We start from the raw sequence: 19,840 nt of genomic DNA on the forward strand, positions 1-19,840 counted from the left end.
CCTCAGCTCGGTGGGTTGACCACGGCCGAAGAGGAAGTGTCCGCCTTGGGACGCTCCTCCGTCAGCGGCTCGCCGAGGACGGCGAAGTGGACGCGCTCGGCGATGTTGGTGGCGTGGTCGCCGATGCGCTCGAGATTCTTCGCGATGAAGAGGAGGTGCGTCGCCGCGGTGATGTTGCGCGGATCCTCCATCATGAAGGTCAGCATCTCGCGGAAGATGCCGTTGTAGATGCCGTCGATCGGCTCGTCATTGCCCCAGACCTCGTCGGCCTTGGCGGCATCGTCCTCGACCAGCGCGTCGATCGCGCCCTTGAGATTCTCCTGCACCAGCTCGGCCATGCGCTCGAAGCCGTTCAGGCTGCCCAGCACCGGCTGCTGCGCGATGACGATCGCGCGCTTCGCGCCGTTGCGGGCGTAGTCGCCGATGCGCTCCAGATCCTGGCTGATCTTCATGCAGGCGATGATGAGACGCAGGTCGGCCGCCATCGGCTGGCGCAGCGCCAGCAGGCGGACGCTGTATTGCTCGACCTCGCGCTCCATGGCGTCGAGCTGCGCGTCGCGCGCCACGACCTCGGCGGCGAGAACGCTGTCGCGACGCACCAGCGCGAGGGCGGAATCGGCCACCTGGCGTTCCGCCAGCCCGCCCATCCGCGCGATCATCTCGCGCAGGCGCTTGAGGTCCTCGCCGAAGCTGGTGACGATATGGGTTCGCGTGTTGGTGGACATCTCGCCGCTCCTCAGCCGAACCGGCCGGTGATGTACTCTTGCGTCTTGGAATGCTTCGGCGCCGTGAACATGGTCGCGGCCGGCGCCACCTCGATGAGCTCGCCCAGATAGAAGAAGGCCACCTGGTCGGCGCAACGCGCGGCCTGCTGCATGTTGTGCGTCACGATGGCGATGGTGAAGTCGCGCTTCAACTCGTCGATCAGCTCCTCGATCTTGAGCGTGGAGATCGGGTCGAGCGCGGAGGTCGGCTCGTCGAGGAGGATGACTTCCGGCCGCACCGCGATGGTGCGCGCGATGCACAGGCGCTGCTGCTGCCCGCCGGACAACCCCATGGCGGAGGCGTTCAGCCGGTCCTTCACCTCGGTCCAGATGGCGGCGCGCGTCAGCGCCCATTCCACGCGCTGGTCCATCTCCGCCTTGGAGAGCTTCTCGTGCAGGCGCACGCCGAAGGCGATGTTCTCATAGATGGTCATCGGGAAGGGCGTGGGCTTCTGGAAGACCATGCCGACCTTCGCGCGCAGCTCGTTCAGGTCCATCTCGCCGTCGATCAGATTGCGGCCGTCGAGCAGCACCTGACCCTCGGCGCGCTGGCCGGGATAGAGGCTGTACATGCGGTTCATCACGCGCAGCAGCGTGGACTTGCCGCAGCCCGAAGGGCCGATCAGGCCCGTCACCTGACGATCCGGGAAATTGAGGCTGATGCCCTTCAGGGCCTTGGGCAAATTCGGGCCGTAGAAGAAGTTGAGATCGCGGATCTCGATGCGGTTGCGCGTGTTCAGCGTGGCATCGGACCGCACCTGCATGCCGCCAAAGCTCCCGCTGGTGTCGAGGCTCGTCTGGGTTTCGGAATTCATGGGTCTTCCCCCTGGCTTACTTGCGCTTGCGCAGGAGGACCCGCGCGACGACGTTGACGGAGAGGACACCCAGGGTCACGAGCAGCGCTCCCGCCCAGGCAATGTTGACGAGGTCCGGAAAGCCGGAATTGGCCTGCTGGTAGATGGCGATCGGCAGGCTGGCCATCGACTGGCCGAGATTCCAGTTGGTCACGCTGTTGCCGAAGCTGGTCAGCAGCAGCGGCGCCGTCTCGCCGGTGATGCGGGCGAAGGCGAGCAGCACGCCCGTCACGATGCCCGAGAGGGCGGCGCGCCAGGTCACGAGGGTGATCATCTTCCACTTCGGCGCGCCAAGGGCGACGACCGCTTCGCGCAGCGTGTTGGGGATGAGCGTCAGCATGTCCTCCGTCGTGCGGACGACGACGGGGATGACGATGATGGCCAGCGCCAGCGAGCCGGCGAGGCCCGAGAAGCCGCCCATCGGCAGCACCACCATCTGGTAGATGAAGAGGCCGATCAGGATCGACGGCGCGGAGAGCAGCACGTCGGAGACGAAGCGCACCGCCTCGCCCAGCTTGGAGCCGCGCGCATATTCCGCGAGATAGGTGCCCACCAGAAGGCCGATCGGCGTGCCGAAGGCCGTGGCGATCCCCGTCTGGATCAGCGAGCCCACGATGGCATGGTAGAGGCCACCGCGCAGCGCGTCGGGGTCGCCATAGGTGGTCGGCTCGAATTCCTTGGTGAGCGTGGTGAGATCCAGCGCGGCGAAGCCGCGATAGATCAGCGTGATCAGGATCGAGGCCAGGAAGATCAGGCCGATGATGGTCGATCCGACGCAGGCCCAGCGGACCATGCGGTCCACCATCCTGCGGCGGCGGCCCAGCGCCCGGGCGATCGCCTCGTCGCGCGCTGGCGCGGTCGCCATGTCGAAGGTCGTGGAGCTCATTGGGGGCGCCTCACTTCAGCCGCGAGCGGAGGAGCCAGCGAGAGGTCGCCAGCACGATGAAGGAGATCACGAAGAGCAGGAAGCCGAGCGCCAGCAGCGAGGACTGCTTCAGGCTGCCCATCAGGCTCTCGGGGAACTCCATGGCGACCACCGAGGCGATGGTGGTCGAGGGATCGAAGATCGAGGTCGCGATGCGGTTCGCGTTGCCGATGACGAAGGTCACCGCCATGGTCTCGCCCAGCGCGCGGCCGAGGCCCAGCATGATGCCGCCCACCACCGAGATGCGGGTATAGGGAATGACGACCTTGTTCATCACCTCCCAGCGCGTGCAGCCGAGGCCGTAGGCGCTCTCCTTGTAGACGGCGGGGACGGTCATGAAGACGTCGCGCATGGTGGCCGCGATGAAGGGCAGGATCATGATCGCGAGCACGACGGCGGCGGCGAAGAGCGAGGTGCCGGCGAAGTTGTTGCTGTCGAAGATGACGCCGATGAGCGGGATGCTGCCGAGAACTTCGCCGAAGGGGAGCTGGATGTAGTTCTGGATGATCGGCACCAGGATGAAGAGGCCCCACATGCCGAAGATGATCGAGGGTATGGCGGCCAGCAGTTCGATGGCGGTTCCGACGGGCCCGCGGATCCATTCGGGCGCGAGCTCGGTCAGGTAGAAGGCGATGCCGAAGGCGGCCGGCACGGCGATCAGGATGGCCAGGATCGCGGTGACGATGGTGCCGATGACCGGCACGGCCGCGCCGTAGCTCTCACGCCCCTCGACGGGGTTCCAGTCGGTGGACCAGAGGAAGGGAAGGCCGAACTCCCGGAAGGCGGGCAGGCCGCCGATGAAGAGCGTCAGGATGATGGCGCCGAGAAGCGCGAGGACGAGGAGGCCCGCGCCGCGGCAAAGCCATTCGAAGAGCTTGTCGCCGAAGGCGCCACTGGTGCGGGCGGCTTGGGACGTGACGGGTTGCTGCACGCCGGAACCTCACGAAGGGGGGCGGGCGCTGGCCCACCCCCGGTTTAAGCCAAAGTTCAGGCGGTCCAGATCGGCGCGCCGGAGGGGTTCTTCACCGCGCTCCAGGCCGCACGGATCGCGGTGTGTACCGCATCCGGCAGCGGAATGTACTCCAGGCGGCGGGCCGCATCGCCGCCGTTCTTGAAGGCCCAGTCGAAGAACTTCAGCGCATTCGCGCTGCCCGCCACCCGGTCCGCGACCGGGTTGGTCGGCAGCAGGATGAAGGTCGGCGAGACGATGGGCCACACGGTCGCGCCACCCAGGTCCACCATGTCGGCGGCGAAGTTCGGCGCGGACCAGTCGGCGGCGGCGGCGGCGGCCTGGAAGGCCTCCATCGTCGGGCGCACGAAGTTGCCGGCCTTGTTGCGCAGCTGCGTCGTGATCAGGCGGTTCACCGTGGCATAGGCGTTCTCGGTGTAGCCGATGGCGCCGGGCGTGTTGCGGACCGCGTTGGAGACACCCTCATTGCCGCGGGCGCCGTTGCCGACCGGCCACTGAACGGAGGTCGCGGCACCCGGGCCGGACTTCCAGGCCTCGGACACGCGCGAGAGATAGGTGGTGAAGACGAAGGTCGTGCCCGAGGCATCGGCGCGATAGGCCGGCGAGACGGGCAGGTTCGGCAGGCGCAGATCGCGGTTGAGTTCGACGATCTTCGCGTCGTTCCAGCGCGTGATGCGGCCCATGAAGAGGTCGACGACCACTTCCGGCGTCAGCTTCAGCGCATTGTCGGCCACGCCCGGCAGGTTCACGATCAGCACGACCGAGCCCATCACCGTCGGGAACTGGAGCAGGTTGCGCTCGGTGAGCTGCGCGGCCGCCAGCGGGGCGTCGGAGGCGCCGAAATCGACGGTACGGTTGGTGATCTGGTTGATGCCGCCGCCCGAGCCGATGGACTGGTAGTTCAGCTGCACGCCGGCGCCCTCGCGGGCGGCCTGGCCCCAACGCTCATAGACGGGGCGGGGGAAGCTGGCGCCGGCGCCGGTGAGGGGCGCGAGCTGCGCGAAACCGGGGCGAGAGAGTAGCGGGGTAGCGGCCACGCCGGCGGCGAGGGCCAAAAGATTGCGTCGGTTCACTAGCGTCTCCATCGGTACTCAAGCGCCGGCAGGGAAGCCGGATCACTTCTGGGAGCAGCGGATAGGCGGCCAGGAAGACACCGGAGTTTCAGATTTGTGAAGCTTATATGACACCGACCTTTCAGCTAACTTGTCGGTCACATCGTACGGTGCGCCTCTGTGCGGTGGAGGTTCCAGGCAGGGTCCCGGGCTCGCGATAGGGCCTCCACAAGCGGCTGCATCTCCGGCTGCGTCGCGATTTGTGACAAGGTTTCGTCGGCCAGCATCGCCGCCATCAAGGGGATCAGCGCCGACGGCAGCCCCGGCCGGCAGACCAGAGGCTCCTGCAAGGCCAGGTGCCGGGCCGCCATCCCGATCAGCGCCTCGAGCGTGACGAGCGGAATCTGCGCCGTCGGGTTGCGCAGCAGGGCGGCCATGGCCGCGAGATCTCCGCTCTCGACCACCGCCTCGCAGAGCGACGCGCTGAGCCGCAGCCGCCGCGCGACGGCCAGGCGCGAGCCCACGCCCGGCGGCTCGCGCACCAGGGCCAGCAGGTCCTCCGGGGTCAAGGCGAGGGACAGGCGGATCAGCGGCTCGCAGACCAGCAGCACCGCATCCCGTGCCAGGGCGAGCACAAGGTCGTGCGGCGCGTCGGTGAGATCGGCGAGGGTATCGGCCACCGCGTGGCGCACCTCGTTCCGCGGATCCTGGGCGAGAAGCAGGAGCGCGTCCCAGGCCAGCCGGCCCCGGCGGTCGGCCAGGCTCAGCGCCAGTTCGCCCGCCCGGGCGGCGAGTTTCCGGGCCAGACAGGTCCGGATGGGGGCGTCCGCGTCCTGCGCCAGCAGCCGGTCCGCATGGGAGGGAGCCCCGGGATTCCCGGCAACCGCGCAACGCACGGCCTCCACCTCGTCGGTCGCGAGCAGGACCAGCAGTTCCGGCGCCGTATCCCATTGCCGAGCCAGGGCCATCCGTTCCGCCAGCGGGCCGCGGAAGGCGGAGTGGGTGTGGGCATGGATTGGGTCGAGAGACGCCATTCGCGAAGTCTGGCGGGAAAGGCTTTCGCGAGGCTTAAGGGAATCAGCGCGTGCGCGCGGGCGCCGAGGTGCTGCTGCCGCCGCCGCCACTGCCAGGGACGCCCGCCGCCACCGCCGCGATGGCAGCGAGGGGCAGCGCGATCAGTGCGGGGGCCGCCAGGCCCGAGCCGCCAAGCGAGCTGCCGCTTTCCAGCATCGGCCGGGGGGCGTTGCGTGACGGGATCCGGGGGCGCGGCGCATTCACCATCCGAGGCCCGGCCGCGCCGCGGGCCGGCACCACGACATCGACGCCGGCCGGCACAACGACCACGCGCTGCTGCGCCAAGGCCGGGCCCGAGACGAGCTGGCTCGCCACAAAGGCGAAAAGCGTGATGACGACGCACCGCATCGTTTCACGATGGCGTATCCCTGCCATGGCGGCAAGGTGAAACGACATCAGCCCGGCTTGCCGATGATCTGGCGGGCGATGATGACCCGCATGATCTCATTGGTCCCCTCCAGGATCCGGTGGACGCGGAGGTCGCGCACGATCTTCTCGATCCCGTAATCGGCCAGGTAGCCATAGCCGCCGAGCAGCTGGAGCGCCTCGTCGGCGATGCGGTGGCAGGTGTCCGTCACGAAGCGCTTGGCCATGGCGCAGAAGGTGGTGGCGTCGGGCGCGCGCTCGTCGAGCTTGGCGCAGGCGCGCCAGAGGAAGCTGCGCGCGGCCTCGAGCTCCGTGGCCATGTCGGCCAGGCGGAACTGGGTGGCCTGGAATTCCACCACCGCCTTGCCGAAGGCGCGACGCGACTTCACGTAGTCCAGCGCGATGTCGAGCGCCGCCTGCGCCCCGCCCAGGGAACAGGCCGCGATGTTCAGCCGCCCGCCATCCAGCCCGGCCATGGCATAGCGGAAGCCCTGCCCCTCCTCGCCGAGCAGCGCCCCGGCCGGGACGCGGGCCGCCTCGAAGACGACCTGACGGGTGGGCTGGGCGTTCCAGCCCATCTTGCGCTCATTCACGCCGAAGCTGAGGCCCGGCGTCTCCTTCGGGATGAGCAGGGCCGAGACGCCATCCGCGCCGGGGCCGCCCGTGCGCGCCATGGTCAGATACAGGTCCGACACGCCGGCGCCGCTGATGAACTGCTTCGCCCCGTCCAGCACATAGCCCTCGTTGTCCCGGCGGGCCCTGGTCGCCAGGGCCACCGCGTCGCTGCCGGCGCCCGGCTCGGTGAGGGCGTAGGAGGCGATCTTCTCCATGGTCAGCAGCGCGGGCAGCCATTGCGCGCGCTGCGCGTCGGTGCCCCAGCGATCGGTCATCCAGGCGACCATGTTGTGGATGGAGAGGAAGGCGCTGATGGTCGGGCAGCCCGTCGCCAGCGCCTCGAAGACCACGGCCGCGTCCAGGCGCGAGAGCCCGGCGCCGCCGCTCTCCTCGCGAACATAGAGCCCGGCCATGCCGAGCGCCGCCGCCTCGCGAAAGACGTCGAGCGGGAAGTGCCGGTCGCGGTCCCATTCGAGGGCGTGCGGCGCGATGCGTTCGCGGGCGAAGTCCTGCGCCGTCTCGCGCAGGGCCTTGGTGTCGGGCGTCAGGTCGAACATGCGCGCGATGTCACTCCGCCGCCGCGGCGGAGTCCAGCATCGCCCAGCGCGCGCGGGTCGCCACGATGTTACGGGCCTTGATCGGCCCGAAGCCCTTGATGCCGGCCGCCGCCTCGGCCCAGTCGCAGACCTTCGCGTGGTTGGTGGGATGCAGGGCGGCCATGAGACGCTCGATGCCCGCGCGGTATTCGCCGATCAGGGCACGCTCGGTGCGTCGCTCCTCGGTGCGACCGAAGGGATCGAGGAAGGTGCCGCGCAGCACCTTGCCGTGGCGAAGCCCGCCCATGGCCTTCAGCATCCACGGGCCGAAGGTCATCTTTTGCGGACGGCCGTCGCGGCCCTCGCGCGTCAGCAGCGGCGGGGCGAGATGCATGTTGATCCGCGTCGTCCCCGCGAAGCCGGCCTGGAGTTTTTGCTGCCATTCCGTATCGGCGTGCAGCCGCGCGACCTCGTATTCGTCCTTATAGGCCATGAGCCGGTAGAGCTGCGTCGCCACGGCCTTCGTGAGGCGGGCTTCGCCCGGCATCACCGACTCTTCCGCCGCGCGTACCCGCGCGACGAAATCGGCATAGCGCGAGGCGTAGCGTGCATTCTGGTAGCCGCGCAGGTCGTCGACGCGCCGCGCGATGAGCGCGTCCAGCGTTTCCGGCGCGGCGGGCCTGGCCTCTACCGCAAGCCGCCCCGCCTCGAAGGCCGCGAGGTTCTTCGGCACCGCCGCATCGTTGAGCTCGATCGCCCGGCGCAGCGCGTCGTGCGACATGGGGATCAGGCCGCGCTGGAAGGCCGCGCCCAGCAGAAAGATGTTCAGGAAGATGAGGTCGCCGAAATCGCGCTCCACCTCATGCGCGGCGTCGAAGGCCACCACGTCATGCGCCGCCGCCTTCAGGCTGGCGAGCATGCCCGCGGGATTCTCGCGCGTCTCCGGGTCGAGCACGAAGCGGCCGGTCGGCATGACCTCCGTGCTCACCACCACGCGCGAGCGCCCCGGCCCGAGCAGCGGCCGCGCCGTTCGGCCATGCGCGCCGACCAGGTCGGCGGCGATCATCGCATCGGCCTGGCCCTGGCCGATGCGCGGGCTCGACACCTCCTCGCCCGGGCGGCCGACGCGCAGCTGCGCATAGACGCCGCCGCCCTTCTGCGCGAGGCCGAGCATGTCCAGCGTGCGGACCGGCCGCCCCTCCAGATGGGCCGCCATGGCGAGGATGGCCGACAGCGCCGTCACGCCCTGCCCGCCCACGCCGGCCAGCAGGATGTTCCAGGCCTCGCCGGCCACGGGCTCCGGCAGGACCGGCAACGTGGCCTCGATCGCGATGATGGGTGTCGCCGGCTTCACGGGCTCCGCGCCCTCCAGCGTGAGGAAGGAGGGGCAGAAGCCCTCGACGCAGGAGAAATCCTGGTTGCAGGCGGACTGGTCGATGCGGCGCTTGCGGCCCCATTCGGTCTCCACCGGCTCCACGGCGATGCAGTTCGAGGCGCGCGAGCAATCGCCGCAATCCTCGCACACGCGCGGGTTGATGACGGCGCGCTTCCTCGCCTTGGGCGCGAGGTCGCGCTTGCGCTGGCGGCGGCGCTCGGTCGCGCATTGCTGGTCGTAGATCAGCGCCGTCACGCCCGGGATCTCGCGCAGCATGCGCTGCACCTCGTCCAGCTCGGCGCGCGGGAAGAAGCTGGTGCCGACGGGGATCAGCGGATCGCCCTGATGGCGCTCCGGATCGTCGCCGACGATGACCACGCGCTGCGCGCCCTCGGCCCAGACCTGCGCCGCGATGCGCGGCACCGTCACCTCGCCCTCGGCGGGCTGGCCGCCCGTCATGGCGACGGCGGAGTTCACGAGGATCTTGTAGGTGATGTTCGCCTTGGCTGCGATCGCCGCGCGGATCGCCATCGCGCCCGAATGCGCATAGGTGCCGTCGCCCATATTGGCGAAGACATGCGTCGTCCCGGTGAAGTGCCGCTGGCCGATCCAGGCCGCGCCCTCGCCGCCCATATGGCTGAACAGCTCGCTCTCGCGATTCATGTCCTTCACGAGATAGTGGCAGCCGATGCCGGCCAGCGCGTGGCTGCCCTCGGGAAGGTGGGTCGAGGTGTTGTGCGGGCAGCCCGGGCAGAAATAGGGCTGGCGCAGCGCAAGGGGCTCGGCGGCGGAGGCGGCCAGCGCGTCCAGTTCGGCGATTCGCGCGGCGAGCCTCTCCGTCCGCAGCGCCTCAGGCAGCACGCGCGCGAGGCCGCGCAGGATCATGGCGGCGTCGAGCTCCGACACATCGCTCAGCACGTCCTTGCCGTGGATCTCGGGGCGGACGGCATCGGCGTAGAGCGCCTCGCGCAGCTGCATCTCCAGGAAGGAGCGGCGGTCCTCGACCACCAGCACCTTCTCCAGCCCGCGGGTGAACTCGCGCGCGCCCTCGATATCGAGCGGCCAGGCCATGCCGACCTTCCAGATGCGCAGCCCGCCCATCCGCGCCAGCTCCGGCGAGATGCCGGCATCGGCCAGCGCCTGCCGCAGCGTCGACCAGGCCTTGCCGCGGACCGCGATGCCCAGGCGCGCATTCGGCGCCTCCTGCACGATGCGGTTGAAGCCGTTGATCCGCGCAAAGGCCAGCGCGGCCGGAATCTTGTAGCGGCGCACCCGCTCCTCGATGGCCAGCGCCGTGTCGCGCAGGCGGATGTGCAGGCCGGCCGGTGGCATCTCGACGCCGTTGGGTATCAGCGTCGCGAAGGCCGCCGGATCGACGGTGAGGCTCATCGTCGCATCCATGGTCTCGGCAACGCATTTCATGCCGACCCAGAGGCCGCTGAAGCGCGAGAGCGCGATGGCCTTCACGCCGTATTCCAGCACCTCGCCCACATCGGCGGGGTCGAGCATCGGCATTTCGAGATCGGCGAAGGCGTATTCGGAACCGCTCGTGACGGTCGAGGATTTCGCGGCCGGATCATCGCCCGCCAGGGCCAGCACGCCGCCTTGCGGGGCCGTGCCGGCGCCGTTGGCATGGCGCAGGACGTCGCCGCTGCGGTCCACGCCCGGACCCTTGCCGTACCAGATGGCGAAGACACCCTGCTGCTTCGCGCCCGGGAGCAGCGCCACCTGCTGCGTGCCCCAGCAGGCGGTCGCGGCGAGGTCCTCGTTCAGGCCCGGATCGAAGACGATATTGGCCGCGCGCAGCCGCGCCTTCTGCTTCCAGAGCTCCTTGTCGTAGCCACCCAGCGGAGAGCCGCGATAGCCGGTGATGTAGCCCGCGGTGTCCAGCCCCTGCGCGTCGTCCAGCATTCGTCGCATCAGGGGCAGGCGGACCAGCGCCTGCGTGCCGGTCAGCAGCGTCTCGCGCCCGGCCGCGTCCCAGCGCTCCTCGATGGAGATATCGGGCCGGATAATGCTGTTCATTGAGACGCCTCCGGAAGTCGGATGATAGGCTGGAAGCTTGAGCCGGATTGCGCAAGAGTTCCTGCCGCATTCTGTTGTGCACCGCCGAAATGGCAGAAGGATCTTCCGCGATGGACGCCATCGACCGCCGTATCCTCCGTGCTCTGCACCAGGAAGCACGTCTCACCAATGCCGAGCTGGCCGAGCGCGTCGGCCTGTCTCCCTCGCCCTGCTGGTCGCGCGTGCGGCGGCTGGAGCAGTCCGGCATCATCCGGGGCTACCGTGCCGAGCTGGACCAGGCGAAGCTCGGCTTCCCCGACACCGTGATCATCGAGGTGATGACCGAGAAGCATGACGAGGAGCAGCTGAAGCGCTTCGAGCAGGCCATCGCCGAAATGCCGGAGGTGATCGAGGCTTGGCTCGCCACCGGCGAGTACGACTACATCCTGAAAGCCGCGGTGAGCGGCACCGCCGGCTACGAACGGCTGCTGCGTGAGAAGATCTACCGCCTTCCCGGCGTGCGCCACACGCGCACCGCCTTCGGCCTGCGCTGCCTGAAGCAGCTCTTCACGCCCCTGCCCGCCTGACGGCTACCAGGGATTGGCGAAAGCCGCGCCGTCCGGACGCTGGAAGATATAGCTTTCAGCGTCGGTCACATTGGCGGCGACCTGCTGCATATAGGCCACGCGCGAATAGGCGCCCCCATCGAGGGCGTGGGTGAAGAAGTCGACCAGGGAGACATCGGGCGCCTTGCCGATCGCGTCGGTGAAGAACTGCGTCACGAAGGTGCGATTATCCGCCTGTCCCCAACGCGCCGCATAGCCGGGCGAGGCGTAGATCGCCTGAGCGAGGGTGGCGGGCGTGGTGATGCCGGAGGTGATCGCATTGCTCCACCAGGCGAAGTCGCCGATGGGGTCGTAGCCGCCGCCCACGTGATACAGCAGGTCCACGATGTGGGCATTGGCGCGCGGGACGAAAATGCCGTCTTCCGCCCGGATTTTCATGAGGCCGAGCGTGTCCATCCGCCAGAACATGAAGTCCTTCAGCAGATCGGCGCGCGCATAGCCCGCATCGAGTCGGCCGGTGTGGAACTCGATGCCGGAAGCGTTGAGGACGCCGCTCGAATTCAGATAGAGCCGTTCCACGAAATGCCGGTTGTCCAGCACGCCATATTTCTGCGTGAACTCCGAGGATTCGACCAGATTCCTGAAGAAGGTCGCCTGCGAATAGGACCTGTCCAGGATCTGGCTGACGGCGAACATCTCTGAATTGCTCGGGTCGCGGTGAAGCGCGGCCTGATAGGCGTTCCAGATCCAGCTCGCCTGGGTCAGGGCGCCGTAATAGACGGTGCCGTCCAGCAGCTGGAGCGTATTGGGCGTGTTGAAGATCAGCTCCATGCCGTCGCGCATCACCAGGGTCTGGAACTGCCCCTGATGCTTTAGCGATGCGATCTCATAGGACATGTGGTCGCCGACCAGCACCGTCTGGCTCGACCAGTAGAAGCCGCCCTGGCGCTCATGCGGCTCGAAGAGATCAACTCCCCGGCCGTCGGTCGAGCCCGGCAGCAGGACGGTCACGTCCAGCATGAAGGCCGAGGACTGCCTTCCGTCCAAAACCTCGATCACGACGGAACGGGTCGGGCCGTCGCTCAGCGACAGCGACACGCCGGCTTTCAGCTTGAGCGCGCCGTTCACCACCTCGAAGACCCATTGATCGTCCTCGCGCACCGTGAAGGTGAAGCCCGAGGCCGTGTCCGGATCGGCGACGAGCAGGTTGCCGATGACGGCGCCGGCCTTGCCCGCCTCGATCTTCCCGCCGGAGGAGAAGGTCAGCGATTGCGGCGGCGTGTCGTCGAGATCGAGCACCTGGACACTGTAGCTGCTGCTGCTCGTCTCGATCGTGCCGTCCATCATGAAGAAGCGAAGGGTGAGGTCGAGCACGGGGGAGATGCGGTTCGCGGCCAGCCACTCGTAATCCAGCACCGCGATCGGCGTGATCGCGATCATGCCCGTGCTGCGGTTGAGCGTGGCATCGAAGAAATTGCCGCCCATGCCGGTGATGTCCACATAGCGGATCAGTCCGGGATCCATCGTGAGCCGGAGCTGCCCCATCCATTCCCACAGCGGCGTGTTCTCATTGATGAGGCCCGGTATCGAGCCCGTCACCAGTATGGTCATCGCATCGTTCCCGGCCGTTTTGGTCGTGGCCGCAGACTGCTCCGGCGATGATGAAGAAAGGATAAAGGCCGGCGAGGCTACCAGCCGCGGCAGGTCATCCGGACGGCCTCGGCGATAGCCTCCGCCGGCAAGGGCGCGGCATGGCCTTCCAGCTTCTGCTGGCCGAGCAGCATCGGCATGGTCTGTCCGCCCGTGAGGCTCACCGCCCGGTCGCCGGTCCGGCGGTCCGGCGCATCGGCGAGGTCGAAGGCAAGGTTGAAGACCTGCGGGCGGGCCTGCGGATTGGCGAGTTCCACGAAATAGGACACCCGACGCCCCCCGTCGTCATCCGGTGTGGCGATGGCGAAGAATCGCTCCGCCATGAGCTCCTCGGGCTGGCACGCACGGCCGTTACTGGGGGCGGCAGCGGCGAGAACACCCGCACCCAGGCTCGTCGCCGCGGCGGTCACACAGATCGCGATCACGGGAAACAGATTGGCCATGGATTAGCTCCTTCTCGTCGCCCAGGATTTGCTCCGGGGCGCGTCGTCGCGCCAATCGATGCTTTCAGTGCGAAGCCCAGGCGGCGCCTATCGTGCGACAAGGCGTGCTCTGCTAGATTCGCGCCATGTTGGCATTGACGATGGGTGAGCCCGCCGGGATCGGCGCCGAAATCGCCGCGAAGGCCTGGCAGGCGCTGCGCGACGGCGGCCCGGCCTTCTTCCTGATCGACGACGCGGACCGGATTTCCGGCGTGCCCGTCATCCGCATCGCCTCGGCCGCCGAGGCAGGCGAGGTCTTCCCCCGCGCCCTTCCGGTGCTGCATCGCCCCCTCCCCGTCCAGGCCACTCCGGGGCATCCCAGCACGGCCACCGCGGCCGCCGTCCTGGCCGCCATCGAGGAGGCCGTGGCGCTCGCGAAATCCGGCGAGATCAGCGGGATGGTCACCAATCCCATTCAGAAATCCGTGCTCACCGCGGCGGGCTTCCCGCATCCCGGCCACACGGAATTCCTGGGCGAGCTGGCAGGCACCGGCGTCCCGCCCGTCATGATGCTGGCCTCGCCGCAACTGCGGGTCGTGCCGGTCACCGTGCATGAGCCTCTGGCCCACGCCATCGCCCGGCTGACGCCCGAGCTCATCGTGGAACATGCGGCCATCACCCATGCGGCGCTGGTCCGCGACTTCGGGATCGCCCAGCCCCGCCTCGCCATCGCCGGGCTGAATCCCCATGCCGGGGAGGCCGGGACGCTCGGCAAGGAGGATGACGCCATCGTCGCCCCGGCGGTGAAGATGCTGCGGGATCAGGGGATCAACGCCACGGGCCCCTATCCGCCGGACACCCTGTTCACCGCGCATGCCCGCCCGACCTATGACGCGGCCATCTGTCTTTATCACGACCAGGCGCTCATCCCGATCAAGACGCTGGACATGGAGGGCGGCGTGAACGTGACGCTGGGCCTGTCGATCATCCGGACCAGCCCGGATCACGGCACCGCGCTGGACATCGCCGGCCGGGGCGTGGCCAGCCCGGCCAGCCTGATCGCGGCGATCCGCCTGGCTGCTCAACTCGCTGACAATCGAAGGAAAAAGGCCTGATGCGCCTCTCGGTGAATGTGGATCACGTCGCCACCCTGCGGAATGCCCGCGGCGGCCATTTCCCCTGCCCGGTCGAGGCCGCGAAGGTGGCCATGGCCGCCGGCGCCGACGGCGTGACCATGCATCTGCGCGAGGATCGCCGCCACATCCGCGACCGCGACATCGAACGCGTCGCCGCCGAGGTGGACACCCGCCTCAACTTCGAGATGGCCGCCACCGAGGAGATGGTCGCCCTCTGCGAGCGCCTGCGCCCGCCCGCCTGCTGCATCGTCCCCGAGAAGCGCGCCGAGCTGACCACCGAAGGCGGCCTCGACGCCATCAAGGCCGGCCCCTATCTGGCCGAGGCCATCCGCCGCCTGTCCGGGCTCGGCATCGAGGTCTCGCTTTTTGTGGAGCCGGATGCGTCGCAAATTGCAAGAACGGCCGAGCTGGGCGCCCAGGCCATCGAGCTTCACACCGGCACCTATGCCGAAGCCCCGGCCGCGGCCCGCGCGGCTCTGGCGGCGAAGCATGCCGAGGCGGCCCGCTTCGCGAAGTCGCTCGGTCTGCAATGCCATGCGGGCCATGGGCTGAGCTACGAGACGATCGCGCCCATCGCCGCCATCGCCGAGATCAGCGAGGTCTCCATCGGCCACTTCCTCATCTCCACCTCGGTCTTCGAGGGGCTGCCCGCCGCCATCGCGCGGATGAAGGGACTGATCGCCGCCGCCCGGACCTGAGGGCGACTGGCGCAAGGGCGACTGGCACGCCGCCTGCAGTGGCGCCTGCGATGGAGGGGCATTCCCCTCCCGCAGGAGCAGATCATGGCCATCCGCAGCACAGCACGAGGCAACGTCGAGGGCGGACGTCCCTGGGTCCCGGCGCCGGCGGACCGCGCCTCGCACGGGCTCGGAACGCGGCTTCTCGCCAGGCTCCGGGCCTGGGCCTCGCCACAGTGGATGAAGAGCGCGCCCATGGTGGAAGTCTGGTCGGCGCGCTCGCCGGCCCGCATCTGGCAGGTGGGCCTGGATCCCACGACCCTGGCCCTGCGGATCAGTTCCAGCCGGGATCCGTCCAGGTCGCATCCGGATCCAGCGGGTAGGTCGGCCGCGGCAGCCGCTTCCAGGAGAAATTGGTCAGCACCGGGCTGGTAAGTCCGGGGCTGTTCACCTCGAAGATCCGCCCGTTCGGGAAGAACTCGTCGAAGCCCGCGCGGAAATGCCCGCGTGACTTCACCACGACGGTCTTCGCCGCGGCGATGTCGATGCCGTGCATCTCCAGCGTGCGCGGCTCGTGGCACTGCCGGCGCAGGCTGATCACCACGATTCGCATGCCGGAATCGTCGAGCTCCAGCAGCGCCGTCGGGCCGAGGTCGAAGAGACGGCCGGCCATCGTGCCGCGCCGGCCCTGGCCCTTGCCGTCGGTGAGCTTCACCACCCGCGCGCCGCTCTCGAAGCGCCGGGAGAACTCGCTCTCCTCGCGGTTGAAGACGGCGTGGAAATGCGCGCCCTCGCCCAGCGCCTGCGCCTCGGCCGCCAACGCGGGATCGACGAAGAGGCCGAGCACCACGCCCTGCGCCCGCGCCTCGTGCAGCGCCCGCAAGGTATAGGCCGTGCTGCCGCGCCCGCCGCCGCCGGGATTGTCGCCGGCATCCGAGAAGATCACCGGCGCCACCTCGCCTTTCCCGGCCGAGACCGAGAGCGCCGCCGCCTCGTCCAGGCTCAGCAGGCGCCGCGTGTGGCGCGTGCGCTCCGCCCAGCCGCGCCGGGCGAGCTTCGCGCAGGCCCGCCTGGCCGCGCCCTCGTCGCCGTCGCGCGCGGTGACGGTGACGGTGATGCCGCATTTGGGCAGGTCGCTGAACGTGAAGCCGCCGGTGACGCTGGCGTTCAGGATGGCCGGCTCGGCCGCCATGATCGCCTCGGCGTCGCGGACCAGGTCCGCATAAGGCCCCTCATCGGTGAGGAGCGTCACGCTGGGCGGCGTCAGGGGCAGGCGCAGGAAGGCCTTGGCCGTCCGCATCCCGCCGAGCAGCTCGCGCATCGCATCCGCGGCCTCGGCCGCGCGCGCCGCCATGTCGACATGCGGGTTGGTGCGATAGGCGATGAAGACATCGCAATTGTCGATGAGCGTCTCGCTCACATTGCAGTGCAGGTCATGCGTGACGACGACCGGCACGGCCATGCCCACGACCTGCCGCACCATCTTCAGCAGGGTGCCGTCGCTGTCCTCGTCGCCCGTCGCGCTGCTGGCGCCGTGGCTCGCGACGTACACGCCGTCCAGCGGCAGGGCGGCGGCAAGGCCCCGGCGCATCTCGTCGAGGAAGCTCAGGAACAGCGCCTGGTCGATCGGCCCGCCCGGCGGCGCGGCGGCGACCAGGACGGGACAGGGCGTCCAGGCCCCGGTGGCGTCCATGCGGCGGTAGAAGCCGCCGATCTCGGCGGGCATGGGCGAGGCCTCGGCCCGGGCCATGCGCGTCATCTCCGCGCCGCGTGCGATGCACTGGCGGGAAAAATCGTCGAACTGCGTGACGGGCGCGAAGGCATTGGCCTCCAGATGCAGGCCCAGTACGGCAATGCGCGGCGCTCGACTCAATGAACAATCCCCCCGGATGGACGCGAAGCGGTGAGTGGATAAGCTCCCGTCCCATGACGTCAACCGCCCGCGCCGTCTCGCTCCTGGAACGCCTGGTCGGCTTCGACACGACGAGCGCGCGAAGCAACGCCCCGCTCATCGAATTCGTGCGCGCGGAGCTGGCCGCCCATGGCGTCCCCTCGCGCGTGATGATGGAGGGTGACAAGGCCAATCTGCACGCCATCATCGGCCCGCGCGTGGCCGGAGGCATCGCGCTTTCGGCGCATGTGGACGTCGTGCCGGTGGAAGGCCAGGACTGGCTGGCCGACCCCTTCGTGCTGCGCCAGGAAGATGGCCGCCTGATCGGCCGCGGCGCCACGGACATGAAGGGCTTCCTCGCCTGCATCCTCGCGATGCTGCCGACGATGCTGGCGGCCGATCTCGCACGCCCCTTCCACCTCTGCCTCACCCATGACGAGGAAACGACCTTCCGCGGCGCGGACCGGCTGATGGACGAGCTCGGCGTGGAAGGCCCGCCGCCCGCGCTCTGCATCGTCGGCGAGCCGAGCGGCATGGAGCCCATCATCGCCCATAAGGGCTATGCGAGTTGGGGACGTCGCGATCACCGGCCTCTCGGGCCATTCCTCGCGCGCGGACGAGACGGCCAATGCGCTGATGGCCGCCGCCGAGGCCGTGGCCTGGCTGAAGGCCGAGGCGCGCCGCTTCGCCACGCAAGGCCGCCGGGTCGAGGGCTTCATCCCGGCCTATACCACCGTGCATGCCGGCACCTTCCGCAGCGGCAGCGTGTTGAACATCGTGCCCGCGCGCGCGCGGAATTCTCCTTCGAGGTCCGCAGCGTGCCCGGCGATCTGGCCGATGAGATCTCCTCGCGCGATTCGTGGCGCATGTGGAAACCGCGATCCTGCCGGAGCTGCGCGCCGTGCATCCGGACAGCGCGATGACCGTCTCGCCGCGCACCGTCGCGCCCGCTTTGGCGCTCGATCCCGCGAATCCGCTGCTGGAGCTGACGCAGCGCGCCTCGGGCAGCAACTCCTTCGGCGTCGTCAGCTACGGCACGGAGGCGGGCTTCTACCAGCGCGCCGGCATCCCTTCGATCGTCTGCGGCCCCGGCCATATCGCCCAGGCGCATCAGCCCGAGGAATGGATCGCCCTCTCCCAGATCGAGGCCTGCTGCGACTTTCTCGCGCGCCTCATCGAGAACCAGGAACGCGACGGGGGACGAGGCGCGGGATGAGGCTGCGGCTGCCGCCCTCGCTGGACGCCCTGCTGCGCGATGCGGGCACCGTCTGGCCCACCATGCGGCTCGCCCGCACCGGATCTCACCCGCTGGCGCGCGGGCAATGTCCTGCCCGGCGTCTGGAGCTTCGACAGCGGCCTGCCCGGTTCCCATGCCTGCCTCGTCGCGCTGACGCATGGCAATGAGATCGCCGGCGCCATCCTGCTGGACCGGCTGCTGCGCGAGGGACTGCGGCCCACGCGCGGGCGACTCACCCTGGTCTTCGCCAATCTCGACGCCTTCTCGCGCTTCGAGCCGGAGGACCCCACCGCCTCGCGCTTCCTGGAAGAGGATCTGAACCGCGTCTGGGATCCCGCCGTGCTCGAGGGCCCGCGCCGCTCCAGCGAGCTGCGCCGCGCGCGCGCGCTGCGCCCGATCATCGATTCGGCCGATGTGGTGCTGGACCTGCATTCGATGCTCTGGCCCGCCGACCCGCTCTTCCTGATGGGCGAGGGCAGCGCCTCCGCACCGCTTGCCGCCTGCCTCGGCGGGTGGTGCCGATGGTCATCGCCGATGCGGGGCATGAGGCCGGCCCACGGCTGATCGACTATGCCGCCCAACGCGGCGCCAGGGCGCTGCTCATGGAAGCCGGCTGGCATTGGGAACCCGAGACCGTGACGCGCATGGAGCAGACCGCGCGACGGCTCCTGATGCTCACCGGCGTGACGCCGGGCGTGGCGCCGCCCGTGCCCGCGCCCCGCTTCGCCCAGGTGACGCATCGCGTCACGGCCCGCAGCGTGGATTTCGCTTTCGTGCAGGCCTGGCGCGGCGGCGCGGTGATCCCGAAGGCGGGCACGCTCCTGGCGATGGATGGCGAGGCACAGGTCCGCACGCCGCACGCGGATTGCCTGCTGGTGATGCCGATGCTGCTGTCGCAGCCAGGCCAGACGGCGGTCCGCCTGGCGAGGCTCGATCCGGTTTAGACGGGCGGCTCGCCCTGGATCGGCGAGGCGCCCATGGCGACCAGCATCGCCGTGATCTCCGCCGTCGCGGCCTCGACGTCCGTGAGCGACACGCCCTTCGACACCAGCGACACCCCGCCGCCGGGAAAGCCCGCCGCGCCCGTGTTCTGCCGATAGAAGGGGTAGCTGCCGATATCCAGATCGGGGTAGCGCTTCTGCACCGCCTCCAGCCCCTCGGCGATATTGCCCTCGAAGACGCCGATCGCGTGCACGGCGCGCGACACCACCGGCACGCCGCGCGTGAGCGACGGCGCCAGCGCGTCGAACATGGCCTGCATGATGCGCGGCACGCCGGCCATCACATGCACATTGCCCATCGAGAAGCCCGGCGCGCTGGTCATGGGGCAGACGATGGGCACGGCGCCCAGCGGCAGCGTCGCCATGCGCAGCCGCGCGGCGTTCATCTCGACCGGCGGGTCGCGGCGGGCGTAGTCGGCAGCCATCTTCGCGCGGGATTCCTCATGCACGGTCCATGGCACGCCGAAGGCCAGGGCGACGCATTCGCTGGTGATGTCGTCATGCGTCGGGCCGATGCCGCCCGTGGTGAAGACATGGTCGTATTTCGCGCGGACCTCATTGACCGTGTCCACGATGGTCTCGGTCACGTCGGGAATGACGCGCACCTCGCGCAGCGGGATGCCCATCTCGCCGAGGCGGGTCGCGAGGAATTGCAGATTGGCGTCGCGCGTGCGGCCCGAGAGCACCTCGTTGCCGATGATGAGCAGGCAGGCGGTGGGATTCAT

19 protein-coding genes and 2 pseudogenes are annotated in these 19,840 nt (G+C 69.1%); 8 read left to right on the forward strand and 13 right to left on the reverse strand.

Going from position 1 to position 19,840, the window contains the following annotated elements:
- Positions 1 to 2 precede the first annotated feature (2 nt).
- The 9 genes from phoU to ACO057_RS11765 form a co-directional block, all read right to left on the reverse strand.
- A complete protein-coding gene (gene phoU / locus ACO057_RS11725) occupies positions 3 to 725 on the reverse strand; it encodes a phosphate signaling complex protein PhoU (protein ID WP_421991860.1) in 723 nt (240 codons plus the stop codon).
- 11 nt (positions 726 to 736) lie between these two features.
- A complete protein-coding gene (gene pstB, locus ACO057_RS11730) occupies positions 737 to 1,528 on the reverse strand; it encodes a phosphate ABC transporter ATP-binding protein PstB (RefSeq protein ID WP_421992190.1) in 792 nt (263 codons plus the stop codon).
- Positions 1,529 to 1,595: 67 nt separating this feature from the next.
- Complete coding sequence (gene pstA / locus ACO057_RS11735; protein WP_421991862.1) at positions 1,596 to 2,504, reverse strand: phosphate ABC transporter permease PstA; 909 nt, start codon at positions 2,502 to 2,504, stop codon at positions 1,596 to 1,598.
- 10 nt (positions 2,505 to 2,514) lie between these two features.
- Positions 2,515 to 3,474 carry a phosphate ABC transporter permease subunit PstC gene (gene pstC / locus ACO057_RS11740; RefSeq protein WP_421991864.1) on the reverse strand — a complete coding sequence of 320 codons (960 nt, stop codon included), beginning with the start codon at positions 3,472 to 3,474 and terminating at the stop codon, positions 2,515 to 2,517.
- 56 nt (positions 3,475 to 3,530) lie between these two features.
- Complete coding sequence (gene pstS / locus ACO057_RS11745) at positions 3,531 to 4,586, reverse strand: phosphate ABC transporter substrate-binding protein PstS (protein WP_421991866.1); 1,056 nt, start codon at positions 4,584 to 4,586, stop codon at positions 3,531 to 3,533.
- 137 nt (positions 4,587 to 4,723) lie between these two features.
- Entirely contained in the window at positions 4,724 to 5,599 is an 876-nt protein-coding gene (locus tag ACO057_RS11750) for a DUF2336 domain-containing protein (RefSeq protein ID WP_421991868.1), read from the reverse strand.
- Positions 5,600 to 5,642: 43 nt separating this feature from the next.
- Positions 5,643 to 5,987: a hypothetical protein gene (locus ACO057_RS11755; RefSeq protein ID WP_421991870.1), complete on the reverse strand. Its 345-nt coding sequence runs from the start codon at positions 5,985 to 5,987 to the stop codon at positions 5,643 to 5,645.
- 47 nt (positions 5,988 to 6,034) lie between these two features.
- The gene (locus ACO057_RS11760; RefSeq protein WP_421991872.1) at positions 6,035 to 7,177 is read right to left on the reverse strand and encodes an acyl-CoA dehydrogenase family protein; all 1,143 of its coding nucleotides are present in this window, start codon (positions 7,175 to 7,177) and stop codon (positions 6,035 to 6,037) included.
- 10 nt (positions 7,178 to 7,187) lie between these two features.
- The gene (locus ACO057_RS11765) at positions 7,188 to 10,556 is read right to left on the reverse strand and encodes an indolepyruvate ferredoxin oxidoreductase family protein (RefSeq protein ID WP_421991874.1); all 3,369 of its coding nucleotides are present in this window, start codon (positions 10,554 to 10,556) and stop codon (positions 7,188 to 7,190) included.
- 110 nt (positions 10,557 to 10,666) lie between these two features.
- Here ACO057_RS11765 and ACO057_RS11770 point away from each other — a divergent pair, with 110 nt between their 5' ends.
- Positions 10,667 to 11,122, forward strand: coding sequence for an Lrp/AsnC family transcriptional regulator (locus ACO057_RS11770; protein ID WP_421991876.1), 456 nt, complete (start codon positions 10,667 to 10,669; stop codon positions 11,120 to 11,122).
- Positions 11,123 to 11,125: 3 nt separating this feature from the next.
- Here the strand turns inward: ACO057_RS11770 and ACO057_RS11775 are convergent, their stop codons facing one another.
- Both ACO057_RS11775 and ACO057_RS11780 read right to left on the reverse strand, forming a co-directional pair.
- The gene (locus ACO057_RS11775) at positions 11,126 to 12,712 is read right to left on the reverse strand and encodes a DUF4214 domain-containing protein (protein ID WP_421991878.1); all 1,587 of its coding nucleotides are present in this window, start codon (positions 12,710 to 12,712) and stop codon (positions 11,126 to 11,128) included.
- Between the two features lie 77 nt (positions 12,713 to 12,789).
- On the reverse strand, positions 12,790 to 13,194 hold the full coding sequence (locus ACO057_RS11780) for a hypothetical protein (RefSeq protein WP_421991880.1): 405 nt from the start codon (positions 13,192 to 13,194) through the stop codon (positions 12,790 to 12,792).
- Between the two features lie 125 nt (positions 13,195 to 13,319).
- Here ACO057_RS11780 and pdxA point away from each other — a divergent pair, with 125 nt between their 5' ends.
- Together pdxA and ACO057_RS11790 are read left to right on the forward strand one after the other, a co-directional pair.
- Complete coding sequence (gene pdxA, locus ACO057_RS11785; RefSeq protein WP_421991882.1) at positions 13,320 to 14,288, forward strand: 4-hydroxythreonine-4-phosphate dehydrogenase PdxA; 969 nt, start codon at positions 13,320 to 13,322, stop codon at positions 14,286 to 14,288.
- Positions 14,288 to 15,007, forward strand: coding sequence for a pyridoxine 5'-phosphate synthase (locus ACO057_RS11790; protein WP_421991884.1), 720 nt, complete (start codon positions 14,288 to 14,290; stop codon positions 15,005 to 15,007). The genes pdxA and ACO057_RS11790 overlap by 1 nt, the downstream gene beginning before the upstream one ends.
- A 313-nt stretch (positions 15,008 to 15,320) precedes the next feature.
- Here the strand turns inward: ACO057_RS11790 and ACO057_RS11795 are convergent, their stop codons facing one another.
- Complete coding sequence (locus ACO057_RS11795) at positions 15,321 to 16,859, reverse strand: M81 family metallopeptidase (protein WP_421991886.1); 1,539 nt, start codon at positions 16,857 to 16,859, stop codon at positions 15,321 to 15,323.
- Between the two features lie 191 nt (positions 16,860 to 17,050).
- On the opposite strand from ACO057_RS11795, the pseudogene ACO057_RS11800 reads away from it, so the two are divergent.
- The 5 genes and pseudogenes from ACO057_RS11800 to ACO057_RS11820 all read left to right on the forward strand — a co-directional run.
- Positions 17,051 to 17,359: pseudogene (locus ACO057_RS11800) on the forward strand (M20/M25/M40 family metallo-hydrolase); the annotation flags it as partial.
- 79 nt (positions 17,360 to 17,438) lie between these two features.
- Positions 17,439 to 17,612, forward strand: a pseudogene (locus ACO057_RS11805) (acetylornithine deacetylase); the annotation flags it as partial.
- Between the two features lie 133 nt (positions 17,613 to 17,745).
- Positions 17,746 to 18,093: a M20/M25/M40 family metallo-hydrolase gene (locus ACO057_RS11810; RefSeq protein ID WP_421991888.1), complete on the forward strand. Its 348-nt coding sequence runs from the start codon at positions 17,746 to 17,748 to the stop codon at positions 18,091 to 18,093.
- A 39-nt stretch (positions 18,094 to 18,132) separates the two neighbouring features.
- Positions 18,133 to 18,678 (forward strand): hypothetical protein, encoded by a 546-nt coding sequence (locus ACO057_RS11815; protein ID WP_421991890.1) that lies wholly within the window; start codon positions 18,133 to 18,135, stop codon positions 18,676 to 18,678.
- Positions 18,630 to 19,058 (forward strand): hypothetical protein, encoded by a 429-nt coding sequence (locus ACO057_RS11820; RefSeq protein WP_421991892.1) that lies wholly within the window; start codon positions 18,630 to 18,632, stop codon positions 19,056 to 19,058. The genes ACO057_RS11815 and ACO057_RS11820 overlap by 49 nt, the downstream gene beginning before the upstream one ends.
- On the opposite strand, the gene ACO057_RS11825 is transcribed toward ACO057_RS11820, so the two are convergent.
- The gene (locus ACO057_RS11825; RefSeq protein WP_421991894.1) at positions 19,055 to 19,840 is read right to left on the reverse strand and encodes a competence/damage-inducible protein A; all 786 of its coding nucleotides are present in this window, start codon (positions 19,838 to 19,840) and stop codon (positions 19,055 to 19,057) included. The two genes, ACO057_RS11820 and ACO057_RS11825, sit on opposite strands and share 4 nt — an antisense overlap.

The sequence above is a fragment of the Roseococcus sp. genome (assembly GCF_965227005.1).
In the GTDB taxonomy this organism is placed as follows: Bacteria; Pseudomonadota; Alphaproteobacteria; order Acetobacterales; family Acetobacteraceae; genus Roseococcus.